This window comes from Lactococcus sp. LG1074 (assembly GCF_017309525.1).
Classification (GTDB): domain Bacteria; phylum Bacillota; class Bacilli; order Lactobacillales; family Streptococcaceae; genus Lactococcus; species Lactococcus petauri.
Window position 1 is genome coordinate 1597686 of sequence record NZ_CP071293.1, and the last position, 18214, is coordinate 1615899.

General features: G+C 39.6%; 15 protein-coding genes, 1 tRNA gene and 1 rRNA gene. 3 read left to right on the top strand and 14 right to left on the bottom strand.

The window, feature by feature from the left end; translation table 11 throughout:
* Window positions 1-15: 15 nt before the first annotated feature.
* The 12 genes from J0J36_RS08005 to J0J36_RS08060 all read right to left on the bottom strand — a co-directional run bounded on the left by J0J36_RS08005 (window position 16) and on the right by J0J36_RS08060 (window position 12971).
* Window positions 16-88, bottom strand: a tRNA-Ala gene (locus tag J0J36_RS08005).
* 110 nt (window positions 89-198) lie between these two features.
* Window positions 199-1747, bottom strand: a 16S ribosomal RNA gene (locus J0J36_RS08010).
* A gap of 304 nt (window positions 1748-2051) precedes the next feature.
* Window positions 2052-3926 carry a tRNA uridine-5-carboxymethylaminomethyl(34) synthesis enzyme MnmG gene (mnmG, locus tag J0J36_RS08015; protein WP_019292444.1) on the bottom strand — a complete coding sequence of 625 codons (1875 nt, stop codon included), beginning with the start codon at window positions 3924-3926 and terminating at the stop codon, window positions 2052-2054.
* 154 nt (window positions 3927-4080) lie between these two features.
* Window positions 4081-4629, bottom strand: a complete 549-nt coding sequence (locus J0J36_RS08020; protein WP_019292445.1) for a hypothetical protein — start codon at window positions 4627-4629, stop codon at window positions 4081-4083.
* Between the two features lie 142 nt (window positions 4630-4771).
* Window positions 4772-5143 (bottom strand): DUF1033 family protein, encoded by a 372-nt coding sequence (locus J0J36_RS08025; protein WP_017370585.1) that lies wholly within the window; start codon window positions 5141-5143, stop codon window positions 4772-4774.
* Window positions 5144-5228: 85 nt separating this feature from the next.
* On the bottom strand, window positions 5229-5630 hold the full coding sequence (locus tag J0J36_RS08030) for a Mini-ribonuclease 3 (protein ID WP_017370584.1): 402 nt from the start codon (window positions 5628-5630) through the stop codon (window positions 5229-5231).
* Window positions 5623-6975: a cysteine--tRNA ligase gene (gene cysS / locus J0J36_RS08035; protein WP_017370583.1), complete on the bottom strand. Its 1353-nt coding sequence runs from the start codon at window positions 6973-6975 to the stop codon at window positions 5623-5625. Before cysS ends, J0J36_RS08030 begins: the two co-directional genes overlap by 8 nt.
* Complete coding sequence (cysE, locus tag J0J36_RS08040; RefSeq protein ID WP_017370582.1) at window positions 6959-7558, bottom strand: serine O-acetyltransferase; 600 nt, start codon at window positions 7556-7558, stop codon at window positions 6959-6961. Before cysE ends, cysS begins: the two co-directional genes overlap by 17 nt.
* A gap of 63 nt (window positions 7559-7621) precedes the next feature.
* Window positions 7622-9901 carry a polyribonucleotide nucleotidyltransferase gene (gene pnp / locus J0J36_RS08045; RefSeq protein ID WP_165719043.1) on the bottom strand — a complete coding sequence of 760 codons (2280 nt, stop codon included), beginning with the start codon at window positions 9899-9901 and terminating at the stop codon, window positions 7622-7624.
* Between the two features lie 353 nt (window positions 9902-10254).
* Window positions 10255-11031: an ABC transporter ATP-binding protein gene (locus tag J0J36_RS08050; RefSeq protein WP_206886703.1), complete on the bottom strand. Its 777-nt coding sequence runs from the start codon at window positions 11029-11031 to the stop codon at window positions 10255-10257.
* Between the two features lies 1 nt (window position 11032).
* Window positions 11033-12052, bottom strand: coding sequence for an iron ABC transporter permease (locus J0J36_RS08055; RefSeq protein ID WP_019292447.1), 1020 nt, complete (start codon window positions 12050-12052; stop codon window positions 11033-11035).
* On the bottom strand, window positions 12030-12971 hold the full coding sequence (locus J0J36_RS08060; protein WP_017370578.1) for an ABC transporter substrate-binding protein: 942 nt from the start codon (window positions 12969-12971) through the stop codon (window positions 12030-12032). Before J0J36_RS08060 ends, J0J36_RS08055 begins: the two co-directional genes overlap by 23 nt.
* 431 nt (window positions 12972-13402) lie before the next feature.
* Between J0J36_RS08060 and J0J36_RS08065 the strand changes: the two genes are divergently transcribed.
* Complete coding sequence (locus J0J36_RS08065) at window positions 13403-14368, top strand: ribose-phosphate diphosphokinase (RefSeq protein ID WP_017370577.1); 966 nt, start codon at window positions 13403-13405, stop codon at window positions 14366-14368.
* 192 nt (window positions 14369-14560) lie between these two features.
* Here J0J36_RS08065 and J0J36_RS08070 read toward each other — a convergent pair whose 3' ends face one another.
* Complete coding sequence (locus J0J36_RS08070) at window positions 14561-14935, bottom strand: hypothetical protein (RefSeq protein ID WP_017370576.1); 375 nt, start codon at window positions 14933-14935, stop codon at window positions 14561-14563.
* 452 nt (window positions 14936-15387) lie between these two features.
* Here J0J36_RS08070 and J0J36_RS08075 point away from each other — a divergent pair, with 452 nt between their 5' ends.
* Window positions 15388-16506 carry a cysteine desulfurase family protein gene (locus tag J0J36_RS08075; protein ID WP_026063896.1) on the top strand — a complete coding sequence of 373 codons (1119 nt, stop codon included), beginning with the start codon at window positions 15388-15390 and terminating at the stop codon, window positions 16504-16506.
* Window positions 16507-16509: 3 nt separating this feature from the next.
* Window positions 16510-16854: a DUF1831 domain-containing protein gene (locus J0J36_RS08080; protein WP_017370574.1), complete on the top strand. Its 345-nt coding sequence runs from the start codon at window positions 16510-16512 to the stop codon at window positions 16852-16854.
* Between the two features lie 116 nt (window positions 16855-16970).
* Here J0J36_RS08080 and tuf read toward each other — a convergent pair whose 3' ends face one another.
* Window positions 16971-18158, bottom strand: a complete 1188-nt coding sequence (gene tuf / locus J0J36_RS08085; protein ID WP_003133474.1) for an elongation factor Tu — start codon at window positions 18156-18158, stop codon at window positions 16971-16973.
* Window positions 18159-18214 lie beyond the last annotated feature (56 nt).

The window sequence follows — 18214 nt, forward strand, 5'->3', positions numbered from 1 at the left end:
TACTGTCGTATCTTATGGAGCCTAGCGGGATCGAACCGCTGACCTCCTGCGTGCAAAGCAGGCGCTCTCCCAGCTGAGCTAAGGCCCCTTCTCTCAACGCAATCTTCTCTATCTTGCATCAAAAGACTGCTTGTTTGGTCTTTATAGACCCCTCAAAACTGAATAAAGTAGAACAACATCTTTTTTTATATTCCTTAGAAAGGAGGTGATCCAGCCGCACCTTCCGATACGGCTACCTTGTTACGACTTCACCCCAGTCATCGGTCTTACCTTAGGAAGCGCCCTCCTTGCGGTTAGGCAACCTACTTTGGGTACTCCCAACTTCCGTGGTGTGACGGGCGGTGTGTACAAGGCCCGGGAACGTATTCACCGCGGCGTGCTGATCCGCGATTACTAGCGATTCCGACTTCATGCAGGCGAGTTGCAGCCTGCAATCCGAACTGAGAATGGTTTTAAGAGATTAGCGCACCCTCGCGGGTTGGCGACTCGTTGTACCATCCATTGTAGCACGTGTGTAGCCCAGGTCATAAGGGGCATGATGATTTGACGTCATCCCCACCTTCCTCCGGTTTATCACCGGCAGTCTCACTAGAGTGCCCAACTTAATGATGGCAACTAGTAATAAGGGTTGCGCTCGTTGCGGGACTTAACCCAACATCTCACGACACGAGCTGACGACAACCATGCACCACCTGTATCCCGTGTCCCGAAGGAACTCCTTATCTCTAAGGATAGCACGAGTATGTCAAGACCTGGTAAGGTTCTTCGCGTTGCTTCGAATTAAACCACATGCTCCACCGCTTGTGCGGGCCCCCGTCAATTCCTTTGAGTTTCAACCTTGCGGTCGTACTCCCCAGGCGGAGTGCTTAATGCGTTAGCTGCGCTACAGAGAACTTATAGCTCCCTACAGCTAGCACTCATCGTTTACGGCGTGGACTACCAGGGTATCTAATCCTGTTTGCTCCCCACGCTTTCGAGCCTCAGTGTCAGTTACAGGCCAGAGAGCCGCTTTCGCCTCCGGTGTTCCTCCATATATCTACGCATTTCACCGCTACACATGGAATTCCACTCTCCTCTCCTGCACTCAAGTCTCCCAGTTTCCAATGCACACAATGGTTGAGCCACTGCCTTTTACATCAGACTTAAGAAACCACCTGCGCTCGCTTTACGCCCAATAAATCCGGACAACGCTTGGGACCTACGTATTACCGCGGCTGCTGGCACGTAGTTAGCCGTCCCTTTCTGGTTAGATACCGTCACTTAAGTAATTTTCCACTCTACTTAACGTTCTTCTCTAACAACAGAGTTTTACGATCCGAAAACCTTCTTCACTCACGCGGCGTTGCTCGGTCAGGGTTGCCCCCATTGCCGAAGATTCCCTACTGCTGCCTCCCGTAGGAGTCTGGGCCGTGTCTCAGTCCCAGTGTGGCCGATCACCCTCTCAGGTCGGCTATGTATCATCGCCTTGGTAGTCCTTTACACTACCAACTAGCTAATACAACGCGGGATCATCAAGTAGTGAAGCAATTGCTTCTTTCAAATAAGAATCATGCGATTCTCATTGTTATGCGGTATTAGCGTTCGTTTCCAAACGTTGTCCCCCGCTACTCGGCAGATTTCCCACGCGTTACTCACCCGTTCGCCGCTCTTCATAAAAATAGCAAGCTATCTTTAATCATCGCTCGACTTGCATGTATTAGGCACGCCGCCAGCGTTCGTCCTGAGCCAGGATCAAACTCTCATTTAAATTTAGTTCATCAAATGAACTGACTGTTGTTTTGTCTTTCATTATTGAATTGACAGTTGGTATACAAGAAGTTAACTTCTCGCATATAGTCATTCTACTTTATTCAGTTTTCAAAGGTCTATCGCTCTCGTAAGAGATACGCTCTCTCGCGACAACTATTATATTCTATCAAACTCACTTTGTTCTGTCAAGAATAAACTGTGATTTTTCTCCCTTTTTTTTACACTCGTTCGGAAAACCCCGCCGTTGTCACGTTCACAGACTATAAAAAAACCAGACACTTTGGGGTCTGGTTTCTTGTTTTTTATCTTTTTCCTTCAAGATAAACCATCAAAATGGAAATATCGGCAGGATTTACTCCTGAAATACGACTCGCTTGGCCTAAAGTTTCAGGATTTATTTTCTTGAATTTTTGGCGTGCTTCCGTTGCGATACTGTCTAATGCATCCCAATTCATATTTTTAGGAATGCGTTTAGCTTCTAAACGGTGCATCTTTTCAACTTGTTCTTTTGCTTTTTTGATGTATCCCTCATAGGTAACTTCTGTTTCAATAAGTTCAATAACAGTTCGATCAAGTTTCTCAGAAGATTCACCGACAAATCTAACTACATCAGAATACTTCACTTCAGGACGTTTTAAAAATTCAATACCCGTCAAAGCATCTTTGATTGGCCCAAATCCCATCATCCCAAGTTTTTCTTGCGTATCGGCAAGTGGTTTAAGTTTTTCTTTATTGAGACGAGCAATCTCTGTTTGGTAAGAAGTTAGTTTATCTTGGAAAGCCTCCCAGCGTTCGTCACCAACTAAGCCAATTTCTCGTCCAATAGATGTCAAACGCATATCTGCATTGTCATGGCGTAAAATCAAACGATATTCAGCACGAGAAGTCAGTAAACGATAGGGTTCTAAAGTTCCTTTAGTCACAAGATCATCAATCATTACACCAATATATGCATCACTTCGTTTAAGGATGAGCTCTTCTTTACCTTGAACTTTAAGACTTGCATTGATTCCTGCAACCAAACCTTGTCCAGCTGCTTCTTCATAGCCAGATGTACCATTTGTTTGTCCTGCAGTGAAAAGTCCTGAAACTAGTTTCGTTTCCAGTGTTGGACGGAGCTGGTGAGGTAATACCACATCATATTCGATAGCATAGCCAGTACGCATCATTTTTGCATCTTCTAAACCAGGAATAGAACGGACCAAATCAAACTGAACATCTTCCGGTAAACTTGTGGATAAACCTTGGATGTATACTTCTTCTGTATTCCGCCCTTCTGGTTCTAAGAAAAGTTGGTGACGGGGCTTATCTGCAAAGCGTACAACTTTATCTTCTATAGAAGGACAATAACGCGGGCCGACACCTTTGATAATCCCTGAAAACATTGGAGCACGGTGCAAATTTTCTTGTATAATCTCATGTGTTGTCTTACTTGTATACGTCAGCCAACAAGGAATTTGCTCTGTAAGGTAATCTTCATCTTTTGACAAAAAGCTAAAGTGATTAGGCTTTTCATCCCCTGGTTGAATCTCTGTCGCATCGTAATTAATACTTGATGAGAGTACACGTGGTGGCGTTCCTGTTTTAAAGCGTCCAATTTCAAAGCCCAAATTGCGTAAGTTATCAGCCAAGCTGACAGAGGCTAGCGAATTATTTGGTCCTGAGGAATATTTAAGCTCACCGATGATAATTTCACCACGTAAAGCAGTTCCTGTAGTAACAATAACTGCTTGGGCAGCATACTTCGCCCCCGTTGTAACTTTTACGCCTGTTACTTTTCCATCATCAACCAAAATTTCTTCGACCATAGCTTGACGTAAGGTTAGCTTCTCTTGATTTTCTACTGTATGCTTCATTTCTTGCGAATATAGTGCCTTGTCTGCTTGTGCACGTAAGGCACGGACAGCAGGCCCTTTACCGGTATTCAACATCTTCATCTGAATATAGGTCTTGTCAATATTTCGCCCCATTTCGCCACCTAAGGCATCAATTTCACGAACAACTATTCCTTTGGCAGAACCTCCGATTGAAGGATTACAGGGCATGAAAGCAACCATGTCGAGATTAATTGTTAATAGAAGGGTTTTGGTGCCCATACGAGCTGAAGCGAGTGCTGCTTCTACACCAGCATGTCCCGCGCCGATCACTATGACATCATATTTTTCTTGAAATTCCATAATTTCTCCATTTTTACAAAACAAAAAGCCAAAGCCAGTGAAAAATACATGCTAAAAAGCACATATCTTCCCGAGCCTTGACCATCGAGTTTTTATGATAGGACTATTTTAACTCTTTTCAAAAATTTTTTCAAGAGTATTTTCCTATTTATTTTTACGATACTGCTTCACCATCACGATACAAGACCAACGAAGCAAGTTCCTCTACTGTTCGTGCTGAGCCTTCTGGTAGTATTCTGTCTTTTTCTCGAGATGTCGGATCATATTTGCCAGAATAATCAATCGTGCCGTTCCTTAATTTGACCGGAATAGGTGTGCCTTTAGGATATATTTCAAATCGGGAACCATTTTCAGGAGCAATACCTTCCAAATACATCCACAAATAAATCTGTCCTGTTTGTTCATTTATACCTCCATATTGGAGATAAAAATCCCGTTTCTGCTTCGTCACTTTTGAATCCAAAACACGTGCTCTTCTGCCATCAATATCACTTTCATAATTAACCCAATCCCCATGAATAGTTTCAAAATTTCCCATCTTTATTTGCTCAATATTAACTGTTTTTGCTGGGCTGTATTGGTCTGCTTTCGCAAACTCTATTGTTGGCGCGACAACAGAATGTTCATCCTGTTTCACAGCAAAAATTAAAAGAACAGCAGTAAAAACTAATGTAACGTCTGTGATAACAAGCAGTTTTTTCAAGGAAAGCTCCTTTCCATTTCGATTAGAATTTGATTATAAAATAATTATAACAAAATAACTTAATCTTCAATAACGTTTTACTTGGAGACTTTTTGACATTAAAAGACTTCTAGCTTAATGGCTAAAAGTCTTTTATACTTGATTAATTTTTATCCCAAAATTTATTACAAAATTTAGGAGGTAATTCTCCAGAAGATTTACCATACGCCCAGCGTTTTTTCTCTACTGGAAGTACATGCCAATCTTCTAAAAGCATCAAACTTTGATAGCGTTGGAGATATCCTGCGCATTCTTCACACCAGATCTCATCTCCACTTCTCCAGAATGCAGCTAAAAGGTCATCTTGGCTTTTAAATTCTTTATAGCTTTTTGCCATTTTTAGCCATTCACTTTTGTACTTTTTCAAAGCTTGATAGAAGTCTTCATATTCATCTACTGATTGAATATCTTTTTGCCAGTCTTCAAAAAACCACCATGGTTCATCATAGCCTGACATTGTGATTACTCTATACATATTTCTTGTCCAGCTTCTTTTCTTTAATATACATCTCTTGTTATGTATTGTAACGAAAAAATATGCTTTTGAGAAATATTTTGCACTATTTTACAGATATGTCAATATTCTTAATGCAAAACGCAGCAAACTCCTCTAAACGTTCGGTCTTTTTAGTCAAGTGTAAGAAACCTACAACTGCTTCGAAGCCTGTAGATATACGATAAGTCACAACATCTGTGTTTTTCGCTGTTGTTTTAGAGTGCGCATTTCGTCCACGCTTGAAATAAAGAAGTTCCTCTTCTGTTAGAAAGTCAACGTCTTCCATTTTACGAATTAAGGCAGCCTGTGCTTTAGCGGAAACATATTGCGTGGCTTGTCGCTGAAGTTCTCCAGGTTTGGTTAATCCTTTATCGAGGAGATAATCTCTAACGAAAACTTCATAAACAGCATCTCCGATATAGGCGAGTGCTACACCATTTAATAACTCTGCATCTTTTTTATTCACGATGCCACCTCACACCTTGAGCAGTATCTTCAAGCACAATCCCTTGTGCCTTTAATTCATCACGAATCTTATCTGCTTGAGCAAAATCTCGTGCTGCTCTTGCCGCTTGTCTTGCTTCGATTAAGTCTTCAATTTCAGCATCTAATCTTGTATCTTGATTTTCAAAACGCAAACCGAGAATTAAGAGAACATCCTCAAAGAAGGCTTTAACTTCTAATCCACCATTTCCCTTATTTACCCAAGTGATAAAGTTATAAAAAACAGTTAAACCATTCGCAATATTAAAGTCCTCATCCATTGCTGTTTCAAACTCTGCTTTGAATTTAGCAAGAACTTCTAAGTCAGCCTGACCTTCTACTTCAAGATTGCGGTAAGCATTTTCAATCTTCTTGACATTATTTTCTGCATCTTGTACGGCTTCATCTGTGAAGTTAACAGGTCGGCGATAATGAGTCGTAGCCAAGAAAAAGCGGAGAACTGTTGGACTTACTACGTCGAGCATTTCATGCACGGTTTTAAAGTTTCCTAAAGACTTAGACATTTTTTCACCGCTAACATTTACAAATCCATTGTGCATCCAGTAGTTCACAAATTTTTTACCTGTTTTAGCTTCTGATTGCGCAATTTCATTGGTATGATGAGGGAACTCCAGATCAGCTCCTCCCGCATGTATATCTAAAGTATCCCCTAAAAGGTCACTGCTCATCACTGAACATTCGATGTGCCACCCTGGACGTCCTTCACCCCAAGGGCTTGACCAAGAAATTTCGTCTTTTTTCGCGGATTTCCATAAGGCAAAATCCGCTGGGCTTTCTTTACGTACTGTTTCTTCATCTGTTCGACCAGAAGCGCCTTGCAGCAGTTCTTCTAAATTTTTATTTGCGAGCTTAGCATAACCTTTTGATTTTGCAACACGGAAATAGACGTCGCCTTCGGCTTCGTAAGCGAACCCTTTATCCATTAAATCTTGAATAAAGGTAATCATCTTGTCGATATAGTTAGTTGCTCTTGGATTTACCGTTGCACGTTTAACATTGAGAGCATCTGTATCTTGATAAAATGCGGCAATATATTTGTCGGATAATTCAAGTGGTGTAAGATGTTCCTGAGAGGCTCCTTTGATAATTTTATCATCAACATCTGTAAAGTTAGAGACGTAAATCACTTCAAAGCCTCGGTATTCCATATATCTACGGATTAAATCGAAAGCAACAACAGATCGTGCATTCCCGATATGGATATAGTTATAGACTGTTGGTCCACAAACATACATCTTTATCTTATTTTCTTCGAGAGGATGGAACTCCTCGATTTTTCTTGTCATTGTATTATAGATGTGAAGCATGGTAGCTCGCCTCCCTTTTTTCTTCTATGGACGAAATTTTCTCTGAGTCTTTTTGTCCCTTAACTCGAACAACTTTTGCTGGAATACCTACTACTGTAACTTCAGGTGGGACATCACTTACGACAACAGCACCAGCACCGACTTTGGCATTTTCGCCAATTTCGATAGGACCAAGCAGCTGTGAGTGTGCTGATATTAAGGCCCCCTTACGCACCGTAGGGTGACGTTTTCCTTTATCTTTCCCTGTCCCTCCAAGGGTTACTCCGTGATAAAGTTTAACATCTGTTTCTACTATCGCTGTCTCCCCGATAACCAATCCAGAACCGTGATCGATAAAAACTCCGTGGGCAATCGTTGCTCCTGGATGAATTTCGATTTGTGTCCAAAAACGCCAAAACTGTGAATTCATACGCGCCCAAAGTTTAAGGTTATGTGTCCACAGCCAATGACTAAAACGATGTGCTGCTAAAGCTTTTACTCCCGGATAAGTCAAGAGAACTTCTAGCCCAGTTCGTGCAGCAGGATCATTTTCTTTTGTGACACGGATGGCTTCCTGCCAAAAGCCTCTCTTTTTATTTTTCATATTCATTTATTATAGCAAAAATCTATAGGAAAAGCGCATTACACTGCGCCTTCCTCCTTTTTATCACTCTGGTCGAGTTGTTGATAATTCTGTAAACTCTTCATCTATGACTGATGCTTTGCGTTCTCGGCGCTCAAATTTAGGACCAGATGTTTTTTCTTTATGATATCCACGGTGACCATTACCGTTCTTCCCATTACGACGTTCGCGTGGCTTATGCTCAGGTTCTTCATAGCCTTCTGGTTTTTCTAGCAAAGCACGTACTGAGGCATCAACACGACCTTTATCATCAACTTTTGTAATCTTAACTTTAACAACATCTCCAAGCTTCAAAGCATCTTCTACTTTGTTCGTGCGATTCCATGCAAGTTCTGAAATATGTACCATCGCATCAGTATGGCCAAAAAGATGAACAAATGCACCGAATTTTTCGATTCTTACAACCTTTGCTTCATACACATCGCCGACTTTGGCTTCGCGGACCAATTCTGTAATGATTTCTTTCGCACGGTTAATCGCTGTCTGATCAGGAGAAAAGATAGAACAAAGTCCATCTTCATCGATGTCAATTTTGACTCCTGTTTCTTCGATGATTTTGTCGATCGTTTCGCCGCCCTTACCAATAACAACCTTAATTTTATCCGCATCAATTTTAATCGTATCAATTTTAGGTGCAGATGGTGCAAGATTTGGACGGGGTTCCGAAATTGTGGCTTCAATCACATCTAATATTTCAAAGCGGGCGCGTTTTGCTTGTGCAAGTGCTTCTGCCAAAATTTCGGCAGTAATTCCTGAAATTTTGATGTCCATTTGTAAAGCAGTAATTCCCTCGCGTGTACCAGCAACTTTGAAATCCATATCGCCAAAGTGATCTTCCAAACCTTGAATATCTGTCAAAATAGTATAGTTGGAGCCGTCTGAGATTAAGCCCATAGCAATTCCAGCTACTGGCGCCTTGATTGGTACTCCTCCAGCCATCAAGGCTAATGTTCCTGCACAAATCGAAGCTTGTGATGAAGAACCATTTGACTCTAGTACTTCCGCAACTAAACGTACAGCATAAGGAAATTCTTCAAGTGACGGCATAACTTGCTCAAGCGCACGCTCACCAAGTGCACCATGCCCTATTTCGCGGCGACCAGGTGCACCATAACGTCCAGTTTCTCCCACTGAATACTGCGGGAAATTATAGTGGTGCATGAAACGTTTTTTATATTCCAGATCCAAGCCATCAATGACTTGTGCTTCCCCCATCGGAGCCAGAGTCAAAGTTGACAAGACTTGCGTTTGCCCACGTGTAAAGAGAGCTGAGCCGTGTGTAATTGTATTCGGTGTAAAGTCGATTTCTGCTTCTAAAGGACGAATCTCATCGACTTTACGACCATCAGGGCGAATTTTATCCTCTGTTATGAGGCGACGGACTTCTGTATGTTCCATTCCCTCCAGAATCTCAGAAACATCACGCATAATGCGCTCAAACTCTTCATGTTCGGCATAAGCTGTTTCATATTCTGCTTTGACACGATCTTTAACAGCTTGAGTGGCCGCTTCACGCGCAAGTTTTTCTTCTACTTGTACAGCAGCTTGTAAGTCTTTATTATAGTCTGCAATAATTTGGGCTTTCAATGTTTCATCAACACGCAGAAGTTCAACTTCTGCCTTGTTCTTACCAACTTTGGCTACAATCTCATTTTGGAAAGCAATAAGTTCTTTAATCGCTTCGTGTCCTGCAAGGAGGGCATCGAGCATGATTGTTTCTGATAGTTCCTTTGCACCTGACTCTACCATATTAATCGCATCAATATTCCCAGCGACAGCAAGATCCAAATCAGACTTTTGCATCTGTGCAACATCGGGATTAATGATAATTTCACCATTGATATAGCCCACTTCAACACCCGCAATCGGACCGTCAAAAGGAATATCTGAAATAGCTAATGCCAAGGAACTTCCAAACATCGCTGCCATACGCCCACTTGCATTTTCATCATAAGAGAGTACAGTATTGATTACTTGTACTTCATTTCGAAAACCGTCAGCAAACATTGGGCGTATAGGGCGATCAATCAACCGGGCAGTCAGAGTAGCATAAGTGGATGGTCGTGCTTCACGCTTATTAAAACCTCCAGGAAATTTTCCTGCGGCATACATTTTTTCTTCATAATTAACTTGCAAAGGGAAAAAGTCACCGTTTGCCATTTTTTTCGACATGGTCGCTGCAGTTAGCACGGTTGTGTCTCCATAGCGAACAATAACTGCGCCATTGGCTTGCTTGGCAACTTGACCTGTTTCAACAACAAGCTCGCGTCCTGCAAAATTCATTCTGAAAGTTTCTTTTGTCATGTTTTCTCCCACTTTTCGAGATTTCAGTGCTTCTCATTTCTATCCAAAAATCAATTTGCTTTCTCAAAAGTAAACTCATTTTTGTATAGAACAGCACTGTGCCCATTATACTATATTTTTGAGGATAAAAAAAGCTTTGTAAGAGCAATCTATAACGGTTTTAGGCATTCGGGCGCCACAAAAGAAAACGCTCACTTTCCAATGAAATTTTTAACTTCTCTTATAAAACAGATTGTAAAAAATAATCATTCTCTTCATACAAAAAAAGCAACAGTACGTTGCTTTTTGGTAAAGGTATATTTTTACTTTAAGTATCTCAATACATTTTCCCATTGTATCAGCTAAGCAGATAACTATTCTCCCTTTTTATCCATTTTATGCCAAAATTTATGTTTTTCAAGCATATAAGCAAGAACATCGGTTTGGTAAACTTGCTCCAAAAAACTTCTAGAAAGTACTTCGTTTGCTTTTCCTTGTTTTACTATTTTTCCCTCATGTAAAACTAGAACATTTTCTGAAAAAGACAGAGCTAAATTAATATCATGAAAAACAGCAATGATGATTTGATTTTGAGCAAAATACTCATCAATATTGCGCAACATTTCTAGTTGATAATAAATATCCAAATGATTATTGGGTTCATCCAATAAAACAACCTGAGGGTTCTGTAATAAAGTCCGGGCTAAAAAGACACGCTGCAGCTGGCCGCCAGAAAGTGTTGACAGTTGTTGATCTTTTATCGTATCCAAATCAAATGCGGCTATTACTTCGGCTACACGTGCTTTATCTTGGGCGCTTGCCACTGCCATAAATCGTTTTCTCAGCTGGGTGTAGAGTCCCATCATCAAAGTTTCATAGACGGAATAAGAAAAATATACAGCTGGATTTTGAGAAAGAAGAGCCACTTTTTCTGCTAATTCAATTCTTTTTAATGTGGTCAATGATTGTTCGTTTAGCTCAATTTTTCCTTGATATTTTAGCAAACCAGCTAGACTCTTTAAAAGCGTTGATTTCCCACTACCGTTTGGTCCTAAAATTGCTAACCTTTCCCCTGCCTTGACAGAAAAATTAATATCAGAAAGAATCTCTTTTCCCGAATACTCAACCTTCATATTTTCAACTTTTAACATCTCATACTTGTCCTTTTCTAAAGAAAATATAGCAGAAAAATGGCGCACCAATGAGGGCTGTTACTGCTCCAATTGGTAATTCTCTTGTTTGGAAAACACTTCTTGCTACAGTATCTGCAAGAACACAGAGCAGGCCGCCTATAAGTGCTGAGCTTGGAAGAACCCACTTATGTGTCGCACCAAACAAACGACGAGCGATATGAGGTGCAATCAAATCGACAAAACCAATCACTCCCGTCATTGCTACGCTGGCTCCTGTGAGCAAAGTCGATAAGCTAATTAAAATAACTTTCGTCCGTTTGACTTCTACTCCTTGACTCAAAGCAAAGGTATCACCAAAACTCAAAATATCCATTTCTCGGTGAAAGTAAAGTAAGCAGACGAAACTAAAGACAAAGAGTAAAGTGAGGAGCTGTACGTTTTCCCATGAAGCTCCTGAAAAACTCCCCAATTGCCAGAAAATGATACGTTGCATATAATCCGGCGAAAAGGTCATCATTAAAGTTAAAAAAGAATTAACAAACAAAGAAAATACCATTCCCACCAAAATGATAGTTTGATTATCTAATGATTGGGAAAATTGTTGAGCAAAGAGTAAAACGATAAAAACAGTTACAAGTCCAAAAGCAAAGCCCGCAAGGCTCATCGAAATCGAAGTGCTCATAAAATTAATACCGAGTAACATCACAGTCGAAGCGCCTAATGAAGCACCTGATGATACGCCTAAGGTATAGGAAGAGGCTAAAGGATTTTGTAAAAGTGATTGCATCACTGTTCCACTAGCACCCAAGGCTAAGCCGACAAGAAAGCTGAGCAAAATCCGAGGCATGCGAACTTCAAGAAGAATACTTTGCAAAAGAGGAGCAGAATCTTTCCCTCTGCCCAATATCATATTCATTAAATCACCGACTGATATCGGAGCACTTCCTATTTGAAGGCTTAAAAGCATTGCCAGTAAAGATAGGGCCAAAAGCATCACAATAATGCTTATTCTATTCTTATTTGAAGTTTTTGAATACATCAGGATATACCGCTTTTGCCATTTCTGTCATTGCTTTTATTACATGTTGATTAGGAAGCGAGCTTCTTTCGTTATCAATAGAATAAACGGCTTTATTTTTTACTGCCTTCACTTCTTCCCAACCTTTCAATTTTAAAATGTCATTAATAGGATCCGGAACATATTCAACATTTGTTAATATTACATCTGGATTAGCCATAATTGCTGCCTCTTCTGAAACTTTGATGGCTCCTGTTTCTTTGGCCATCACATTCTCAGCTCCAATTGTTTCAATCATTTCATTGATATAAGTGTCCTTTCCCATACTATAAATTTCTGGGGAAGCCGCGATTTCAAACAGAATCCTTTTCTTATGATTTATTTTTGCAGCTTGTTCTTTAAAAGCAGAGATATCCTTCTCCATCTGACCAGTAAGTTGTTCTCCTTTTTCTTTTTGGTTTAAAGCTGTCGCCACGAGACGAATATTGTTTTCAATTTCTTTAAAGTTCTTTTCAGTAGGTAGGACGACAACACTCGTTCCTTTATCTTGTAGCTTCTTAATTTTATCTTCCGATTGGAACAGGGTCAAATCACTCACAAATAAAAGTTCTGGCTGGAGCGCCATTATTTTTTCAAGATCCAAGTTCATAAGGTCTGTCTGCTGCACATTTTCCAAACCCTTAACATACTTGGGGCTTTGCGTATCTACAGCAATGAGTTTATCTTTTTGCCCCAGATCGTTAATCACTTGTGTCACCGCAGGTGAGAGTGACACAACTCTCTGAATATTGTTGGGAATTTTTACTCTCTCACCTTGTGGTGTCGTAATTTCAACTTTAGATGAGTTTGCTTCCTGAGTCACGTGTTTATTTTTTGTACATGCTGATAGACTAACCACCATAAACAGCAAACCAATTATCGTTAGTGTTTTCTTTTTCATTTGTTCTCCCTCACTAAAAAAAGCTCTCATCATGTAAAGCCCTTATTTTTGAAACCAAGGCCCTTGCTAACAGTGTCACCCACAAATATGACTTAGTCTGGTCCCTCACAGTCATTTAAGTGCTGCTAAGAAGTTACCCTCTTTCCATACTTGCCGCTGTTCTTGTATTATTTTTATTTATCTCATCTTGAGACATAACATTCCTCTTATTTTACCATGTCCACACTTAACTTCGGTAACTAAAACACTTGGCTTACTACAGAGGATATATAAGATAATGAGACAACTCTAAATATCAAACATCTTCCATTAAAAATTTTTTTATTTTAACCCTTACATATATAACGTGAAACCTTTCACGTAAATAGCGCTATGAAATCCCCCTCAAATTTGATAGAATAGACATATCATAATATTATAGGAGAAAAACTGTGACTTATTCTGACGCACAACTTAAACTTTTTTCACTGAACTCGAATCCTGAATTAGCTGAAAAAATTAGCAAAATTATGGATGTTCCTTTGGGGAAAGTAACTTCAAAACAATTTTCTGACGGAGAAATCATGATTAACATGGAAGAAAGTGTTCGTAATCATGATGTTTATATTATCCAGTCAACAAGTTGGCCAGTCAATGACAACATTTGGGAATTGTTGATTATGATTGATGCTTGCGTCCGTGCATCTGCACATTCAGTCAATATCGTTATGCCATACTTTGGTTATGCGCGTCAAGACCGAACTGCTTCAAGCCGTGAACCAATCACAGCTAAGCTTGTAGCTGATATGCTCGTCAAAGCTGGAGCAGATCGTGTACTCACTTTAGACATCCATGCAGTTCAAGTTCAAGGTTTCTTTGATATTCCTGTCGATAATCTCTTTACTGTACCGCTTTTTGCTGAGTACTACATGAATAAAGGGTTGTCTGGCGATGACGTTGTCGTTGTTGCACCTAAAAACTCAGGTATCAAACGCGCGCGTAGTCTTGCGGAATATTTAGAAGCTCCTATTGCCATCGTTGACTATGAAGATGACGATGCAAAACGTGAAAATGGTTATATCATCGGTAATGTTGAAGGGAAAAAAGTTATTCTTATTGATGATATCCTCAACTCAGGTGTAACATTCTCAAATGCTGCTTCTGTCGTGCGCGAAGCAGGTGCTGGAGATGTTTATGCCGTAGCAAGTCACGGTCTCTTCACTAAAACGGCAGCTGACTTACTTGAAAAGTCTGGAATTTGTGAAGTTCTCGTCACAGACTCGGTAGCTACTAAAAATCGTAAACCTAACAATGTAAAATACCTTAGTGTCGATAAACACATGGCAGATGCAATTCTTCGTATTCATGAAGGACGTCCTGTATCTCCGCTCTTCAAATTTGATAAAAATCAAGACTAAAGTCTATTCTGAACAATATTTAAGTTCATTCAGCACCAGCTTTTAGCTGGTTTTTTTATATGAAAAAAAGCCACGTTGGCAAAACGAGACTTCATATTCAGGAAATTTTTATCGATATTTTGATTTGCCATATCCAATATATCATATTTGCTTATCAATAACGTTACCTTTTGTTAACAGAGCTAGAAATGGTTAGCTATCTCTTTTTTTATCATTCTTTTCTTTATAATTTTCTTCCTTTATTTTTTTGTCCTCAAGAGTAAATCCTTTTGATTTGAGATAGAGAAAGAGTTCTTGAAATAATGGATTGATTTGACAAATGAGTTGAAGCATTCGTGCAAAGAAAAAAAGTAAAGAACTATTGATAACAAATTCTATTTCATGGTTGTACATTTTTACATTTGAAAACTTGTAAAACTCGAAAACACCCCAAAAGATTGCTATCGTTACAACATCAATCACTATTCTTTTCTTCAAAGGCGGATCCATTTTTTCGCCATCCTTGAGCCATGTTAATCCTAAAATAATTACAATTAATGCCGAGATACCTAATAAGTTATATTCCATTTGTCTGCTCTTCCTTTCCTATAAGACTGTTTACCAGCTTAAATTTATTATATCCTTCATTATTAGATTGTTCCACTTCGTTTAAAAAATTATACTTTAGCCTTTGTCAGTGTTATAATTGGTATAGGCAGATCACAATAATATAATTAATACATCTTTCAAAGGTCACCTCTCTGCCTAGGTGGCTTTTTTCATAACCTGTACTTACTTTAGTCACTTCTTTCTCCTCTCATAACTTCATTTATCTAAAAAATTAGCGGAAGCGTTCGAATTTCAGAAAAAAAATATAAAACATGGTAATATAGAGATAATGGAAACTTACGATTATCATTAAGCTTTCGTATAGAGTACATAAATGAAATACACACATTTATTAAAAGGTTAAGTTAATAGAAGCTTACATGTCCTTGAAATAAGACTTTTAATAGAAACTCGAAAGAGAGGAAAGAACAATTATATATCTAGATAATGCCGCAACAACACCGATACTTCCTGAAGTTGTTGATGTCATGACGGAAGTTCTTGCTAACAATTTTGGCAATCCGTCCAGTACGCACACTTTTGGTCGCCAAGCGAGCCAACTCGTACGTCAGGCACGAGAAACAGTAGCTAAGGCACTTCAAGTTTCACCTGGAACAATTACTTTTACTTCCGGCGGAAGTGAATCCAACTCCACCGCTTTGGTCGGTTACGCTTTAGCCAACCGTCAAAATGGTAATCATATTATCACCACTGCCTTAGAGCATCCATCAGTACTTAATGCCCTTGACTACTTGAAAACACGTCATGGCTTTGATGTTACTTTTGTTCAACCCAAAACTGATGGCTCTTTCCCCGCCCAATTGATTGAAAATGAATTGCGGGAAGAGACAATTCTTGTTTCAATGATGATGGCCAATAATGAAACTGGGCAACTACTTCCCATCAAAGAAGTGGGGCAACTTTTAGAAAATCATCAAGCTGTTTTTCATGTTGATTCAGTACAAACAATGGGGAAAATCCCCGTACATCCTGAGGAGCTAAAAATAGATTTTCTATCAGCTAGTGCTCACAAATTCCATGGTCCAAAAGGTGTTGGCTTTCTTTATCATCGTTCCGGACTAAAATTTGACAGTATTATACACGGCGGCGAACAAGAAGAAAAACGACGTGCAGGTACAGAAAATCTTCATTCTCTTTTGGGTATGGCAAAAGCACTACAAATTGCAACAGATAACATGAGTGCTAATTATGCCCATGTTGAAAAACTGAAAGCTTCACTTCTAGACGATCTTGCAGATATTGAGTATTATACACACGAATTTGGTCCGAGTATGCCACATGTTGTAAATATCGGGTTCCCAGGGAAAAATCATGATTTATTACTCGCAAAACTTGATCTTGCTGGTGTGGCAATTTCAACTGGTTCAGCCTGCACCGCTGGAACAGTTGATCCTTCCCATGTTCTCGAAGCTGTATATGGTAGTGAATCACAAAAACTTAAAGAAAATATTCGTGTTTCTTTTTCAGAACTCAATACTGAAGAAGAAATTCACAATTTTGTTCAAACACTAAAAGAAAGGGCACTATAAAAGATGGCTTTTATTACTGAAAAAAAACTTGAGGGCTGCAAATACAGCTACACATTATCACCAAAAGTTAAGAAATTTACTCTCAAAGACACAACTTTTTCTCAAAATAATATTGGAAACTTTGAATTTAAACGTATACTTGAAGAAGTTCCAAATTCGGGTCAAGGTTTTCTCCTTAAAATTATTATTAATCCTGATTTAACAGGTTTTAAACTATCAGTTACTGATAAATCTGGATTACGTAATGTGAATATCTTTAAAAATGCTAGCGAAATTATCCAAGAAAAATTTTATTTCCAAATGGATACTTTTGTTGATCGTGAAATCTTTATTAAAAATGAAGTCTAAAAAAACTCCCAAATGGGAGCTTTTTTATTTTCTAATCTCAAACCTATTCATCAAAAAAACCTCACAAAATGTGAGGTTTTTTAGGAAGTGAGTTCACTTCAATAATTCTTAACGAATTATGCTTTGATTTCAGCTACGATACCTGAACCAACAGTACGTCCACCTTCACGGATAGAGAAAGTAGTTCCTTGTTCGATGGCAACTGGGTGGATAAGTTCAACATCGATGTGAACGTTATCACCAGGCATTACCATTTCAGTACCTTCTGGAAGTTTAACTGAACCAGTAACGTCAGTTGTGTGGAAGTAGAATTGAGGACGGTAGTTGTCGAAGAATGGAGTGTGACGTCCACCTTCTTCTTTGCTCAATACGTAAACTTCACCTTCGAATTTAGTATGTGGAGTGATTGAACCTGGTTTAGCGATAACTTGACCACGTTCGATTTCGTCACGTTGAACACCACGGAGAAGTACACCAACGTTATCGCCGGCAAGACCTTCATCAAGTGTTTTACGGAACATTTCGATACCAGTAACGACAGCTTTTTTAGTGTCTTCTTTGATACCAACGATTTCGATTTCGTCGTTGACTTTAACAGTACCACGTTCGATACGACCTGAAGCAACTGTACCACGACCAGTGATTGAGAATACGTCTTCGACTGGAAGCAACAATGGTTTGTCAGTGTCACGTTCTGGAGTTGGGATATATTCGTCAACGATGTCCATAAGTTCTTCAACTTTAGCAACCCATTGAGGTTCACCGTTCAAAGCACCAAGAGCTGAACCAGCGATTACTGGAGTATCGTCACCTGGGAAGTCGTATTCTGACAAGAGGTCACGTACTTCCATTTCAACAAGTTCCATAAGTTCTTCGTCATCAACGAGGTCAGCTTTGTTAAGGAATACGATAAGGTATTTAACACCAACTTGACGTGAAAGCAAGATGTGTTCACGTGTTTGTGGCATTGGTCCGTCAGTTGCAGCAACTACGAGGATCGCGCCGTCCATTTGGGCAGCACCAGTGATCATGTTTTTAACGTAGTCCGCGTGACCTGGGGCGTCGATGTGGGCATAGTGACGTTTATCAGTTTCGTACTCGATGTGAGCAGTGTTGATAGTGATACCACGTTCGCGTTCTTCTGGCGCAGCATCGATAGATGCGAAATCAGTCGCTTTAGAGTAACCTTTGTCAGACAATACTTTAGAGATTGCAGCTGAGAGGGTAGTTTTACCATGGTCAACGTGTCCGATAGTACCAATATTTACGTGCGGTTTGCTACGGTCGTAAACTTCTTTAGCCATTTTAAAATGTCTCCTTTGAGAAAAAATATATTTTTTATAGGTAGCAGTGCTTTACA